Raw genomic sequence first — 14,510 nt, forward strand, 5'->3', positions numbered from 1 at the left:
GGCCCTGGCATGTCAATTTTTACCTGCAAAAAGACCATCTCCGGGGCTTTTTTGGAGGGATACCCTGCATTTCCGGCCGGGACCAGGTGAGATGCAGCTGCGCCGCCTGCTTCTCAGTGCCCTGGAAATATTCCTCACGGTAACCATTCAGCAGGAGGGCCAGCCATGACTATACTTACTGTTCGCCTGCCGGAAAGCATGAAAAACGAGCTTGACCAGCTCAGCCGTGCAGAAAACAGGGCGGTCAGCGATATTGTCCGGGAATCGCTGAAACGTTATATCGCAGTGGAAAAATTTCGCTCTGTGCGCGGGAAGATTTTGCCCTTTGCCGAGGCACAAGGCCTGCTGACTGACGAGGATGTATTCAAGGCACTGTCATGAGGGTTGTTCTTGATGCCAACGTCATTATCGCGGCTGCAGCCACCCGCGGGGTTTGCGAGGCGGTTTTTGAGCTTTGCCTGGAACAACATCAGCTCATCATCTGCGAAGGCCTCGAAAAGCTGCGATTCAAAATCAATGTCCCCGCTCCTGTTGTGGCCGAGTACCTGCAATTGCTGCGCAATAATGCAGCAACCGTGACACCTTCGGCAGTTGATCCGGAAAGCTGCCGCGATCCGGACGATCTGGTGATCCCTGGTCTGGTTTCACCAGGAAATGTGGAGGCAATCCCCCAATCCCCAAACCTTTTTAATCCCGATTCAGGATCCAACAAAAGACTTGATTTTTTTGTTTTTTTCATATAGGTACACTTTATCAGAGATTAAGGCATGCTTATTGCTGATATTTAAATATGAAAAAAGTCAAATGTTTTATTCAGCATCATTTTAACCCCCTGCATGTCTATTGTCGTCTCAGGAGCGCAGGGTTCAGGCCGGTCATGGCTCAACGGGTCTGTACGCTCTACGAAAAGTTCTTCTACAACTTCCTCCTGCGTTAAACGCATACCCCCCTTTGCACCTGCCACCCTGGAGAAGCGCCTGCGCACTCAAACCGGACTAAAAAAGTCTGGGCCTCTTTTCCCTTTTAGTTTTACAGATCCTGGCCCTGGTCTTATGTACCCCTGTCAGGTCAAGCATGGATAAAAACCTGGACTCCTTCAGCCTGAGCAGCCGACCATACACCTTTCTGCTGCTGGCCAGGCTTAGAAAAAGATGTCGCCTGGCCCTGGTGAGTGCCACATAAAAAAGCCTTTTTTCTTCAAGCTCATCACTTTTCTGTTCTATCTGAGCGGCCTTGCCCAGCAGGAAATCCATCCCGGCGAAAGGTACTATTCCATCCTCCAGGCATGGAAGAAAAACTGCTTCAAACTCCAGGCCTTTGGCCGCGTGCATGGTCAGGATTTTGACCTTTCTGCTCTTCATTTCAGCCTGATCCAGCTCGCTTTCCAGACGGATATGGTTTATAAGCCCTGCCCAGCCTCCTTTATCCCGGTACAGCTTTTCCAGCTCCCTGAATGCTTTGCTCTGCCAGAAAAACCTGTCAAAGGGCGGCATATCCCCAAGATAAGCTGCCAGGCCAAGGGGACCTTTAGCCAGCACCTTTTCCGGGCACTCAAACACCTCTTCGCTCCAGCTGACCCCAAGCACCCGGCCCGCCGCCTTGAGGATAAGCTCCACTCTGTGATCCTGATAAAACGGCTCCTGTTGCGGCACACAGACCGGTATGCCCATTCGGTGCAGCTCTTTTTCCAGGACAGCTCCCAGAGCCTTGAAGCGTACCAGGATGGCTATATCCTCCGGGGCCAGGCCTGAGCGCTCTGTCTGCCCGTCCATCTGCCAGTGTCCTGTACCTCCCAGGAGCTCACCGATTCTCTGCCCCACCCAGTGGGCTTCCTGCAATCCTTCGGCACCCCGGTACAGGTTCATGCCGGCCGGAAACTCCACCCTGGCCTCAAGACTTGCGTCTTCTGGAAAAAGACCCTGGGACAGCTCCAGGATTGCCCGGGCCGAACGGTAATTTTCCTTGAGGCTTACAACCTGCAGATCCGGCCAGTAAGAACGAAGCACCTGCGGCACATCTCCCACTGCGCCGCGAAAGCCGTAAATGGACTGTCTGGGATCGCCGATGCCGAAAAATCCCTCCCCTTTCTCCGGGAGCAATTCCCTGATTATCTCCAGCTGCAGCCTGGACAGATCCTGGATCTCGTCCACCAGCACATGGGTGTAAGGCCGGACAAATTTGCCGCTTTGCAGTTCCTGCAGCCAGAACTCCAGCAGATCGGTATAGTCCACCTGGTTCCAGTCCTGCTTCTGTCGATTGTATTTCTGTCCGGCAACAGGGATCTCCAGAAGCTGTTCCCTGGCAGCCCCTGTCTCCTGCCAGGCCTTTTTCACTGCTGAACCCTTCAGTTCCGGGCTGGAGTCTGCAAAAACTTTGAATGCCTCTTCTTCACCCAGGATAAGCGGTTCTTCACCATAGACTCTTTTCCAGTGCTCAAAGGCCATGGCGTGCATAGTTTCCGCCCGGGGCAGGGCCTGATCATCTCCATGTATGCTTATCAGGCGTTCCTTGAGTTCCCTGGCCGCCTTGCGGGTAAAAGTCAGCACCAGGATGTGCCTGGGGTTTATCTCCTGCTCAAGAAGACTGCTTACTTTGCCCATGAGGGTCTGGGTCTTGCCCGTGCCCGGACCGGCCATGACCAGAACGGGCTCCGGACCGGCCTCAATGGCCTGCTGCTGGGCGGCATTGAATTCCAGGGGCTTTTCCAGCATCAAAGCAGCACCCTCAGGGTCTTCCTGCACGGACTTTATGCGCTTATATTCCTGTTTCCGGGTGTCTTCAGCTACAGGAATGAGCCTTTTACCCTTCTTGAACTCCTGCCTTTCAGTGTCGGTAAAAACTCTGACCACCCCGTATTCCCCGTCATACCCGGGCCGGCGGATAACCTCACCAGAACGCATCCTGGCAATGCCTTTGCCCAGTGGACTGTTGAACCTGCCCAGGTCTTCCACCGGCACGTTTTGCAGTATCTGCAGCTCCGGACCGAACCTGTGTACCAGGCTGTTGTAAAAGGCATGCACTTTTTTGGTTTTGGGCCCGACCCCCAGGATCTCTGAAATTATCTCCTTTAAAGGAATTACCGAGGAAAACCCCGGCTGATAATCAGGTCGACTGGGCTCCTGCCGGTCAGCCATGGCCATGACCCTGTTGAGTACGCCGACGGTGATATCCTTGCCGCACACCGGACATTTGCCCCTGTGGGCCAGGGTCTGCCTGGGATCCATGACCACATTGCACTTGCGATGCCCGTCCAGGTGATACTTGCCCTCTTCAGGATAAAATTCCAGGGTCCCCAGAAACCTGTTGCCCAGACCCTCCCGGCGCAGAGCCCGAAACATGCCCTCGTAACTCATTTCTCCCTGAAAAAGATTCACTTCCCGGCCCAGGTTTTCAGCGCTGTGTGCATCAGAATTGGACACCATGGCAAAACGGTCCAGCTTGCTCCACATCCAGTTCATTTCCGGATCAGAGGAAAGTCCTGTTTCCAGGGCGAAAATATGGCCCGCCAGGTCTCCGAAACACTCTTCCAGACTGTCGAACCCGGACTTGGAACCAAAAAGGGAAAACCAGGGCGTCCATATATGGGCAGGGATTACAAAACCCCAGGGGTCTGTCTCCAGAACCATCTCCAGAAGGCTCCTGGAGTCCAGGCCCAGGATGGGCCGTCCGTCGGCCTTGAGGTTGCCGATGCGCTCCAGCTTGCTGTTGAACTTTTCGGCCTGTTCAAATCCCGGGAAAAAAACCAGGTTGTGGATTTTGCGCACCCTGCCCCCCTGCTTGTAGATGGAGCTTATCTCCGCTGAAAGCATGAACCTTGTTTTTGCCTCCAGCCTTTGCTCAAAGCCGGGTATATATGAGGACAGGTCGCTTTTTTCACGCAGGCAGAGCAGGCCGTCTTCCCCCTGGACCAGGTGCTCTCTCAGCATCTGCATCCAGCCGGGATGGGTAAAATCGCCGGTGCCCACCACATGGATGCCCTTGGCCGCGGCCCAGGCGGCCAGGCTTGGAGGATCAAGGCTTTTGCTGGTGGCCCGGGAATAACAGGAATGTATGTGCAGATCAGCCAGAAATGTATCCATAGTTCCCACGCTAATTAGTTTGCCCGATAAAAATCAGGCTTCTATTTCGTAGCACAGTCGGCGACATCCCCCTGCAGCTTGGCCAGGGCATGCTCCATGGCCGGCAACACTGCTTCCAGGTTTTCTTTGACCCCCCTGGGACTTCCCGGGAGGTTTAAAATGATGCTTTGATCCAGGGTGCCGGCTACCGCCCGGGAGATAGCTGCATGCGGGGTCTTCTGCAGGGAGGCGGCCATCATGGCCTGCTCGAATCCCGGCAGGCGCTTTTCTACTGCATGACCGGTCACCTCGGGGGTGATATCCCGTGGCCCGAGTCCGGTGCCGCCGGTGGTGACTATCAGGTCAAAACCGGAATTAAAAGCCAGGTGCTGCAGAAGCGAACGTAGAAGATAAGCATCATCGGGTATAACCCAGCCCCTGCAAAGAGTAAGAGAAAGCCCTTTTTCTGCGGTCTCCCGGATCATGGGGCCGCTGGTGTCTGTACGCTCCCCCCTGGCCCCCTTGTCGCTCAGGGTTATCCAGGCCAGGGATCTTCCCCGGCACTTGACCCGCAGCTCAGGACTTTCTTCCAGGTCCACATCCGCCAGGGCCTGAAGAACAATTCCCAGAAAGCCTGTCTCACCGTCCCCGTTTATCCAGGGCTTATCCAGCACCTGAAAAACAGGAATATCCCGCTGCAAAAAGACCCCGGCCCGAAGTGCTCTAAGCCCCGGATCATCACCTGTGTAAGTGCCGCGCACTCCCACTGCACCCGGCGGCCCCAGAACTAAGGTTTTTCCAGCAGCAATTTTTCCTTTACCTTGGATAACCAACATGCCCGCTCTCCCGTATTTTTTACCCGTCCGGCTTTCCTGTTCCCGCAACAGACAGCATATGTTTCCAGCACAAACGGCAGAATAGAGAAAACCCTGTCCCGGATCAAGCACCGAATCCACACCCCGGCCCACAATAACCCCCACCCCCTCAACTCCCCAATTCCCTGAATTCCCCAATCCCCCAATCCCCCAATCCCTCAATCCCCCCAATCCCTGAATTCCCCAATCCCACAATTCCTGAATCCCCTAAATCCCGATTTCTAACCCACAATCCTTGCTTGAAATCAGCAACTGATGCACGTATGTTTTACAAAGGAGTTATTTATGCAAGACAAGCAAAAACAGCAAAAACCCGATTTTCGAAACGATACTTTTCTGCATGTTCTGATTTTATTGTTTCTGGTCCTGCTTTTCTGGAATTTTGCAGGCCCCATGTGGCAGCCGGCGCAAATCAGCTACAGCGACTTCCTGGCTCAGCTGCGCGAGGACAACGTGGAGGAAGTCACCGTGCGCGGGGACAGGATTGAAGGCTCGGTACATGAAGAAGTGGAAAAGGATGATATCACCTATACCGATTTTGTGACCTATACCCCGGCCTTTGGAGATGACCAGCTCATGCCCCTTCTCCAGGAAAAGGACATCCAGGTCTATACCCAGCCGGAGCGAAGTCCCATCTTCTGGTATCTGCTTCTTTCCACCATACCCTTGCTCCTTATCGCGCTGCTTATTTATTCCCAGTACAGAAAAATGCAGGGCGGAGGCGGGATGTTCGGTCTCGGCAAAAGCCAGGCCAAAAAATTCGACCAGGGCAAGCAGAGCACCACCTTCCAGGACGTGGCCGGAGCCAGGGAGGCCAAGGTGGAACTCATGGAAGTTGTGGACTACCTCAAGGATCCCGGGAAAATCCACGAAATGGGGGGCAAGGTTCCCCGGGGAGTAATACTTGTGGGCCCGCCCGGCACAGGCAAGACACTTCTGGCCAAGGCGGTGGCCGGCGAGTCCGGGGTCTCCTTTTTAAGTATCACCGGATCGGACTTCATGGAAATGTTTGTGGGAGTGGGAGCCAAGAGGGTGCGCAACCTGTTTGAAGAAGCCAGGCAAAACGCCCCGAGCATTATCTACATTGACGAGATTGACGCCATAGGCCGCAGGCGCGGTTCAGGAATGGGCGGAGGCCATGACGAGCGGGAGCAGACCCTGAACCAGCTTCTGGGGGAACTGGACGGTTTTGAAGAACATGAAAACATCGTGGTCATGACCTCCACCAACCGTCCGGACATCCTGGACCCTGCCCTGACCAGACCAGGAAGATTCGACCGGCGTATCCTGGTGGATCTGCCCACGGTCCAGGACCGTGTGGAGCTTCTTCAGGTGCATTCCAAAAATAAACAGCTTGGCCAGGATGTGGACCTGGAACGCCTGGCCAGGGAAACTCCCGGTTTTTCCGGGGCGGACCTGGAGAACCTCATGAACGAGGCCGCCCTCATGGCGGCCAGGGATGGACGCAGCCATATCAACAACCAGGACATTGAAACGGCCAGGGACAAGATCCTCATGGGCCTGAAGCGCCACGGACTGGTCATGACTCATGAAGAAAAGCGCATGGTGGCTTACCATGAAGCCGGGCACGCCATTGTGGGAGCGGTACTGCCCCATGCGGACCCGGTATACAAGGTCTCAATCGTACCCAGAAGTCAGTCCATGGGAGCTACACAGCAGTTTCCGGACCGGGAACAGTACATTTTTGCCCGGGAATATCTGCTGGACCGCCTGGCGGTGATGATGGGCGGACGCTGCGCCGAGGTCCAGGTGTTTTCCACCGCCACCAGCGGGGCGGCCAACGACCTGCAGGAAGCCACCAAAATAGCACGCAGAATGGTCATGGAATGGGGAATGAGCGAGGCCTTCGAGCATATGGCGCCAGGCGGGCCGGGCAAGGAAATCTTCCTGGGAGAGGATCTGGGCAAAACCAGGGAATACAGCGAATCCACCGCCCAGAAAATTGACCTGGAAGTAGAAGCCATTCTGAAAAAGGCTTACGAGCGGGCAAACGAGGTGTTATCCTCCCGCAGGCAGGCTATGGACGAACTGGCCGAATCCCTGATGCAGAATGATGAGGTTTCCGGAGAAACCGTGTACGCCATAGTTGAGGGGAAAAAAGCTTAGGGCAGGGAGCGTGGGGCATGCGCCATGCCCCATGCCCCATGCGCCATGCTTTAAAGGTCTTACCAGAGGTATTCAGGCAGGCGTTTTCTGATTTCTTCGGATTTTTCCACCCGGCACAGATCCTTGTCCAGCTCATTACTCAGGGTCTTGCGGGTGGTGTCCTTGAGGCTGTTTCTGAGCATACCCAGAAATGAAGGGCCAGCCACAAGGATCAGACGTTCAAATTTATTGTTGTGCTGGCTTTTTTCCAGATGATCAGCCAGCTTCTGGGCAAAACGTTCAGCTTCCATCTTGCGGGCCGGAGTCTGTTCTGCAGTTGTCCTGAATTCTCCCTGCATGGAATACATACGCCCGGCCTTATCCGTTTTAAGGTCCTGGTCTTTCATGCGCGACTCTGGATGTTCGAACTTTTCCAGCTCGGTGAGACCGCCTCCGCGTGAATTGGCTCCAAAGATTCTTGCCTGCGAACTGTCCGCCACCACTACCCAGGCTTTGTAGTCCATATTCTACCTCCTTGATTGTTGTTGGGACCGAGAATGCTGATTTCTTCCATAATGCATGGGCATTGAAACCGGAAAAGTCAAGGCATGCGCATCCCTCCTGCACAGATATAAGTTTCTCTGTAATAGCAACCCTCACCCCTTTAATCCCATAACCCCCCAATTCCTTAATACCAGAATACCTGAAAACTTCTGCCTCCATCACTCCTTCTTTTTCTTGCTCTTCCCCATGCCCTATGCCCCATGCTCCATGCGCCATGCCCTATGCCCTATGCTCCATGCCTTTCTCCCCCAATCCCCCAATTCCCCAATCCCCCAATCCCTAAATTCCTAAATTCCTAAATTCCTAAATTCCCCAATCCAAAATCCCTAATCCACCACAGTGGTCATATGGGTCACCCGGTTTATTAAAAGCCCCTCTGGACGGGCCAGATTCCGCAACTCCCGGCCTGGCTCCAGGGAAGTGATGACGGTTCGCCCGATTATATGCCTGCCCGGCTCCGAGTGCCAGACCCGGCTGGTCCTTAAGCCCCACATGGAATGATAAACCACCGGCTTGTTGGATCCGGGATCTTTACCCAGATAAAGCATTACATGCCCCGGCATATACAGAATGCTTAAAAGCGGTCTGCCCTTTTCCACGATCTTGTCCAGCTTCTTTTCCCGGGCAAGACCCTCCAGGGAGACGGGCTCTTTGAAACTTTTCTGCTGAGCTGAGTTGCGGGGCAGAAATATACCGTACATCCTGAACAGATCCTGCAAGAGAGCGGAGCAGTCGCGGTTTTCATACATGCCTCCCCAGCCGTATGCCTGCCCCAGCATGGAATCCATCATCCCTGCAAAATTATCCCCGGTGGGAGGTACTGGTAATTTCTGCAACACCCCGCTTCGGGTCTTGCCCTCCACCAGCGCGGCTTGTCCATGCTCATCGCGCACAGGGACCATAATCCCCTGTCCGTCTTTCAATCCTCCGCTTTCACCCTGCGGCAGGAGCATGCCCACCCGGCCCGTGAAAACATGCCTTCCCCCGGCGGTATAAACCGGGGCCTGGTCCTGCACAAATCCTGCTAAAGGCCCGGACTTGAATTTCTGTACAAAGTCATCATCCACCAAGGCCAGCCCGGACCAGCGCATCCAGCCGGCGGCGTAGTCTGTCTCGGCCAGTGCCCAGTCTCCGTCGCGGGTGACATGGGTAATGAGCACCGGGGTTCCCGCCGGGACCAGGGTGTTTTGCAGGTAATCAAAGGGAAAGCCCTCGCCTGGAGACTTGGGATCCAGAAATACGGGGCTCCTGGAAGGCATGGCCCGCATGTCAGCGTTGTCCACTGTAACAGCCCGCTTGTGCCTGGAAGGATATCCGGAAATATCGGATTGCTGGCGCATTATGCCCAACCAGTCCGGGTCTGCAGGAAGATAGTTCTCCTTATATACTTCCCTGTTCCGGATAAAATCAAAGCCCCAGAATACGTCCTGGGCCTCGAATTTTGGCTCCGAGCGGGTCCATGGACCAAAATATGCTTCCCGGAAATCCCGGTAAAGCTCGCCCTGTTTTTCCAAAGAAAAAAGCTCCCCGGTCAGCTCCGGGATATAATGAGCACTGCTCTGGGGCAGCACTTCCAGATCACGGACCATGCCCTCCTGCCTGGGAGCACAGGAAGCCAGGGCCAGCATGGACAGAACCAGCCAGAAAAACAGCACATTCATGCAAGGGGCTATGTTTTCTTTTGTATTCATAATACTTCTAATTTACAGCTAACGCCTATGAAAAGTCAAAACATCAGATGCGCCTGATCGTCCTTGATTTTGCTGCTCAAACCAATTAATACGCCCTCATATTAAAGGAGGCCATCCCCGCAATCCATTTTTTTCACGCAAAGGCGCGAAGATCGCAAAGGAAGAAATTTATCTTTGCGCAGTGCTTGGCAACGTTCAACCGGGCCTGCTCGTCAGTATAGATCACGGGCACGGCGTAAACTCCACTCCTTAGCCAAGGAGGGGCCGGGGGTGGTTGTATGAGCTCCCTTCCTTTTTTTGTCCTTTACGCTTAGCCTGCTACTTTTTTAGCGCAGATCTAATATTTCTTGTTTTTTATGACAGGATTTCAAGAGTAATTCACTGAAGGGGAACAACATTGAACACCGATAATTACCTGCTTGCACAGGGACCGTTCCGCACGGCCCGGGAAATAATACTGGCCTCGGCCTCCCCGCGCCGGCAGATGCTTCTGTCTTCCCTGGGCCTGGACTTCCGGGTGGTGCCTGCCGACTACAAAGAGCCGCCCATCAGATCCGGCCAGGACCCAGAGCATTACGCCCTGGAAATGTCCAGTGAAAAATGCAGGATTATAGCTGAAAAAAACCCGGACAATGTTGTACTGGGAGCAGACACCATAGTAGTCCTGGAAAAAGAGGTCATGGGCAAGCCCGGGTCCCGGGAGCATGCCCTGGAAATGCTTGAGCGCCTGCAGGGAAATGTCCACGAGGTCATAACCGGCTTCTGTCTCAGGTGTGAGAGCAGGCAGGTCCGGGAGAGCTTCAGCGTGGTCAGCCGGGTGGAGATGATCCCCGCGGGGCTGGACATTCTGGAAGCTTACATAAATACAGGTGAGCCCCGGGACAAGGCCGGGGCCTATGCTATTCAGGGCGTGGGCGCATTTCTGGTCAGCTCAGTGCATGGCTCCTACACCAACGTAGTGGGCCTGCCCCTGGACCGGGTCACCCAGGCCCTGCTGCACATACAAGCCATCCATGCAGCCGGAGATAATCGCCCATGAATGCCGGAAACACTGTCCTGCAGACCCTGGGCAGACACCTGGCCACCGTTGGTCCGGTGGGCTATATGCCCATAGCCCCGGGGACCTGGGGGTCCCTGGCAGCAGTAATTGCTGCACCCTGGCTTTTTCTTCCCTTCAGCCTTACGGTGCAGATACTTATCCTGGCGGCACTTTTTCTGCTGGGCTCCTGGGCCTGTTCTGCGGCAGAGACTCATTTCGGACGAAAAGATCCAGGCCAGGCCGTAATAGACGAGGTCCTGGGGCAATGGGTGACTTTCCTTTTTCTGGCCTCGTCAGGAATATTTCTCCTGGCAGCCGGCTTTTTTCTTTTCAGGCTCTTTGATATCCTGAAGCCCTGGCCGGTGAGAAGCTCGGAAAAGTGGTTTCCGGGCGGATACTCGGTCATGGTGGACGACCTCCTGGCCGGGATTTACGCCCTGGCAGCCCTGACCATCCTGGAACGCCTGATACTGGCCAATCTTTTTCCTTCCCTTTTGTAAAGCCTATGAACTACCTGTATACAACCAGTTATAAGGCGTAGTTGCAGGCCGTTTTTTTCACCAGTATGTTCCCGCCCCCTTGATCAGGAATTGGCCGTAAACCACTGCGACAGCCTGGCCACAATATCATCTCTACCTGTGGCTACCAGCCTGTCCACCTCCTGGCCGTCTTTGAAAATTATAAATGTGGGCACACCGCGCACCCCTGCCGCCCATGAGGGCAGGTTCCGGGGGCTTTCAATCTCAAAGGCCAGCACCTTTAGCCTGGAATCCAGGCCGTGCCTGTCTTCCTTCAGGGCCTGCACCGCAGACCTGCAATCCGGTCAGGTGGGCATGTGCATAAGAACTGCAGCATAACCCGGGTGCTCCATGACTTCTTTTTGAAACTCGTCTTCTTTATTCAACTCTATCAAAGACATGACTACTTCTCCTTTTTTTGCGTTAAGGATTGTTTAAATTCTTCAGGCTCATTTCCTTGTTACCGTAAACACGGTCAGCGGATATGAGCCTGCATCAATAATATACATTTCTTATGCACCGTCCAGTATTTTTTCCTGCATGTCCAGGCCGGCATCTCTGAATGCCTGGACTCACACTCCTTTGAACATTGTTGTTGATTATTCGGCAGGTATATGACATACAAAAAGTAAACAGGATTAAAAAGGATTAAACAATGAAAGAGCTTAAAATAGAGCAGGTTGGAGAGTTCTGGGCGGTATATCGATATTCTGAATCCAAGGGGGAATGGATAATCCTCGGGGAGTGGCCCGAAAAAAAACACGCCCTGCAGGACATGGAGACCTGGAGAAAGTACATTGAGCGTTGCTCCACGGATGAAAAGTGACAAGATTTTAAGCGCTAATTCAATTTGTCCGGCTGACTAAATGCAAAATCGTAACAGTTTAGAGTCAATTCTTTATGCCTGCAAACACGGTCAGCGGATATGAGCCCCCGTCAATAATATACCTTTCGTAGACACCGTCCAGTATTTTTTCCTGCATGTCCAGACCGGCATCCCAGAAAGCCTGTTCCCAGGTCCTTTTGGAAAAAAGTCCCAGGACATGGTGATCCATATGTATGGTCAGCTCCCCCTGCTGCCGGATCAGATACACGAACACGGCTTCATAGGTATCAGGCCGGTAAGGATTTATGTAGTTGTTCTCCAGCAGGGTCAGATGCAGGCCGTCTTTTTCTCCGGTGTAGGCGAAGTTGTTGTTTTGAAAGGTTTCCTTGGGTTTAGCGGTCACCAGCAAGACACCGCCCGTTTTGAGATGCTCTACAGCGGTGTTTACGGCCCGGTATAGATCATCCCGGGTAACCAGGTAGTCTGTACTGTCCGGAATGGCCACTGCATCGAACTTCTGGCCCAGGCGAATGCTGCGCATGTCTCCATCAAGGTATTGCACATCAGGATTTTTGGCGCGGGCTTTCTCCAGCATGCCCGGACTCAGGTCCACCCCGGTGACCCTGAAATGCCTCTTGAATACGCGGTCGTGCATGCCTGCACCGCTGCCCAGATGCAGCAGGGTCCGGGGGGTATCACCCATGGCTGTGCCTTTTATAAGCTCCACGTAGAATCCGGCTTCGTATTCATATTCAGCCGGATCGGCCAGGAATTCCTCGGTCCAGGCCAGTTCGTTGTATGCCGGCCACATGGCGGCCATGGGCTGATCTTCTTCCTGTCTTGACATGGGTGTTCTCCTGGACACCAAAAATAGATCGTGCACTGTTACGCTTCATTGTGGTGTCGCGGGGACCGGGGACCGCGGGGACTGTCCCCAGTCACGCCAGAAGCGTGATTCCGGCACCCCCCTGAATTGTTACATGTCAACCTGGTCAGGTCAAAAGAATAACAGGCTCAGCATACCTTACCCGTTTTGTTCATCTTCTGTCAGTGATTTAAGCCTGTCAGTAACAAACCTGCTATCTTTTGAGTCTATTTTCAAGGCCATTTGATATATTTCTCTGGCCTTTGCCATGTTTTTATATTCAGCATGTGAATCCAAACAGTACATATCGCCCCACCTGATATACACCCAGACGTTATCCGGAAATTCTTCAGTCAATGCTTTAAAGGCCTGATCAGCTTCTGTAACCATTCCAAGTTTAAAATATGATTCAGCTTCAGCTATCTTCATATTACTTATTAAATATTCACGCGAATCAGGAAAAAATGAACAAAATTCCCTGCAGTATTCGATTCTTCTATGAAAAAAAGACTGGTCTTCAAGGCCGGCGTTGTAAAGTTCCTGTTCAAGATCCTGGCACCAGTTAAACAGAGACTGCATGCCTGAAAATACCTTTTCAGCATCCTCTAAAGTTTTCATTTCACTGGTAAATCTTTGTTTTAAGTGCTCCCAGACTTGCAACCATAACTTGCAACCCTCTACAACCCGGTCTTTTCCCTGGGCATTTACAAGTTCGTATCCCTGACTCATAAGATCACTTAACTGCTCAGAGCCAATCACGTCAGGAGCCAGTCGTTTCCATAAAACCATACAGGCCATCCAGATAAAATCTGAATCAAAATGTCTGGCAGTAATGGTGTATCTCTTTTTCCAGTGGTCAGCCAGCTCTTCTGCAGAATAAAAATTTTGAACGTCTTTTTGAAACTGTCCTTCGTCAAAATCAACACCAAACCTTTTTAATCTATCTATGATTTCTTTGGTCTCAAGCCCCTCGACTTCTTCTAAGTGCCAGTGATGCCCCCTGATGGTTTCTGAAATTTCAGGGCTCTCCTTGTCAATACAACATTTTTTGAATTTTTTGCCACTGCCACAAGGGCATGGAGAATTTCTACCGATTTTACCGGAGGTTGCAGGCTTGGAAAGCTTTTGTCCGTGCATTTGCGGGAACATCTGCTTATGTCTTGTGATCATCGGAATCAAGAATGAATATTGAAACTCTTTGAATTCTTCATCATCCATTTTTAACATCGGCCGCATCTCTTGGATATACTCAGCACGCTCGACTTCCGGCAATAAAGCCAGATTCCAACATAGCTGTGCCATATCCAGCGCCTTGTTTATCTGTTCTGGTGTGCCGTCTGTCTCGTCGATAAGTGGCTGCGCATACGCTGCCATTGATTCCGCAATTGCTCCCATTGAATTCTCCTCTTCTTTTAATGATTTTGCATCTGGAAAAACTTCTTCTTTGCTTTGAAGTCCATGTCGAGCCCGGTATCTGCTTTCAGGATACGCCCCCAAGGAAACTTACAATTCCTTTGATGTTGTGTATATTCAGGCGTTTAGCACAAATTCCAAACAAGCATGTTGTTTCGTTTTCAAAGAAAGCCAGGAGTTTTTGCCCATAGAACACAAGGAAGGGCACGGAAGTTTTTTAAGCGTTGCGAAGCATCGCATATTCCGTGAAATTCCGTGTATTCCGTGGGCAGTCTCTTTTGCTCCGAAGGGGCCTCTTTTTCCGCGCAGGGTCACCGGAAAAAGCCCAGATACTTGTCAATGAATAAATTTGTTCATCCGTGATTGATTAAAGTTATTCACTAAAAAATAACAACGATAAAGATATGCGTAATCATTCAGGGGGTCCTTGGTAGTGATTGCTGGCACCAGGCTTGGGGACTGTCCCCCGCTAAGTACTAACTGTGCACGTTCACAAAACTTCGCGTCTGTAATTTTTGCATTTGTGCAGAAAAGGTGTCGCGGGGACTGTCCCCA

The 14,510-nt window shown here is 52.5% G+C and carries 14 protein-coding genes; 6 read left to right on the forward strand and 8 right to left on the reverse strand.

Features of this window, described 5'->3' with window-relative positions; translation table 11 throughout:
- Positions 1-165: 165 nt before the first annotated feature.
- The gene (locus tag D5S03_RS04815; RefSeq protein WP_287042827.1) at positions 166-381 is read left to right on the forward strand and encodes a ribbon-helix-helix protein, CopG family; all 216 of its coding nucleotides are present in this window, start codon (positions 166-168) and stop codon (positions 379-381) included.
- Positions 378-743: a PIN domain-containing protein gene (locus D5S03_RS04820; RefSeq protein WP_287042828.1), complete on the forward strand. Its 366-nt coding sequence runs from the start codon at positions 378-380 to the stop codon at positions 741-743. The genes D5S03_RS04815 and D5S03_RS04820 overlap by 4 nt, the downstream gene beginning before the upstream one ends.
- Before the next feature lie 41 nt (positions 744-784).
- Here the strand turns inward: D5S03_RS04820 and D5S03_RS04825 are convergent, their stop codons facing one another.
- Genes D5S03_RS04825 through D5S03_RS04835 form a run of 3 tightly spaced genes read right to left on the reverse strand, consistent with a single transcriptional unit; the run spans position 785 to position 4,894 of the window.
- Complete coding sequence (locus D5S03_RS04825; protein ID WP_287042829.1) at positions 785-943, reverse strand: hypothetical protein; 159 nt, start codon at positions 941-943, stop codon at positions 785-787.
- Between the two features lie 52 nt (positions 944-995).
- Positions 996-4,079, reverse strand: a complete 3,084-nt coding sequence (locus tag D5S03_RS04830) for a UvrD-helicase domain-containing protein (protein WP_287042830.1) — start codon at positions 4,077-4,079, stop codon at positions 996-998.
- Between the two features lie 41 nt (positions 4,080-4,120).
- Positions 4,121-4,894: a MogA/MoaB family molybdenum cofactor biosynthesis protein gene (locus D5S03_RS04835; RefSeq protein ID WP_287042831.1), complete on the reverse strand. Its 774-nt coding sequence runs from the start codon at positions 4,892-4,894 to the stop codon at positions 4,121-4,123.
- 324 nt (positions 4,895-5,218) lie between these two features.
- Between D5S03_RS04835 and ftsH the strand changes: the two genes are divergently transcribed.
- Positions 5,219-7,060, forward strand: a complete 1,842-nt coding sequence (gene ftsH / locus D5S03_RS04840; RefSeq protein ID WP_287042832.1) for an ATP-dependent zinc metalloprotease FtsH — start codon at positions 5,219-5,221, stop codon at positions 7,058-7,060.
- A 59-nt stretch (positions 7,061-7,119) separates the two neighbouring features.
- Here ftsH and D5S03_RS04845 read toward each other — a convergent pair whose 3' ends face one another.
- The gene (locus D5S03_RS04845) at positions 7,120-7,563 is read right to left on the reverse strand and encodes a host attachment protein (protein WP_287042833.1); all 444 of its coding nucleotides are present in this window, start codon (positions 7,561-7,563) and stop codon (positions 7,120-7,122) included.
- A gap of 366 nt (positions 7,564-7,929) precedes the next feature.
- Entirely contained in the window at positions 7,930-9,294 is a 1,365-nt protein-coding gene (locus D5S03_RS04850; RefSeq protein ID WP_287042834.1) for an SH3 domain-containing protein, read from the reverse strand.
- A gap of 397 nt (positions 9,295-9,691) precedes the next feature.
- On the opposite strand from D5S03_RS04850, the gene D5S03_RS04855 reads away from it, so the two are divergent.
- Positions 9,692-10,333, forward strand: coding sequence for a Maf family protein (locus D5S03_RS04855; protein WP_287042835.1), 642 nt, complete (start codon positions 9,692-9,694; stop codon positions 10,331-10,333).
- Positions 10,330-10,833, forward strand: coding sequence for a phosphatidylglycerophosphatase A family protein (locus D5S03_RS04860; RefSeq protein WP_287042836.1), 504 nt, complete (start codon positions 10,330-10,332; stop codon positions 10,831-10,833). Before D5S03_RS04855 ends, D5S03_RS04860 begins: the two co-directional genes overlap by 4 nt.
- A gap of 83 nt (positions 10,834-10,916) precedes the next feature.
- Here the strand turns inward: D5S03_RS04860 and D5S03_RS04865 are convergent, their stop codons facing one another.
- Entirely contained in the window at positions 10,917-11,138 is a 222-nt protein-coding gene (locus tag D5S03_RS04865) for a thioredoxin family protein (protein WP_287042837.1), read from the reverse strand.
- A gap of 368 nt (positions 11,139-11,506) precedes the next feature.
- Between D5S03_RS04865 and D5S03_RS04870 the strand changes: the two genes are divergently transcribed.
- A complete protein-coding gene (locus D5S03_RS04870; RefSeq protein WP_287042838.1) occupies positions 11,507-11,677 on the forward strand; it encodes a hypothetical protein in 171 nt (56 codons plus the stop codon).
- 64 nt (positions 11,678-11,741) lie between these two features.
- Here D5S03_RS04870 and D5S03_RS04875 read toward each other — a convergent pair whose 3' ends face one another.
- Together D5S03_RS04875 and D5S03_RS04880 are read right to left on the reverse strand one after the other, a co-directional pair.
- A complete protein-coding gene (locus D5S03_RS04875; protein WP_287042839.1) occupies positions 11,742-12,524 on the reverse strand; it encodes a class I SAM-dependent methyltransferase in 783 nt (260 codons plus the stop codon).
- Between the two features lie 177 nt (positions 12,525-12,701).
- Positions 12,702-14,039 carry an SEC-C metal-binding domain-containing protein gene (locus D5S03_RS04880; RefSeq protein ID WP_287042840.1) on the reverse strand — a complete coding sequence of 446 codons (1,338 nt, stop codon included), beginning with the start codon at positions 14,037-14,039 and terminating at the stop codon, positions 12,702-12,704.
- Between the last annotated feature and the right edge of the window lie 471 nt (positions 14,040-14,510).

It is taken from the genome of Desulfonatronospira sp. MSAO_Bac3 (genome assembly GCF_003838035.1).
Classification (GTDB): Bacteria; Desulfobacterota; Desulfovibrionia; order Desulfovibrionales; family Desulfonatronovibrionaceae; genus Desulfonatronospira; species Desulfonatronospira thiodismutans.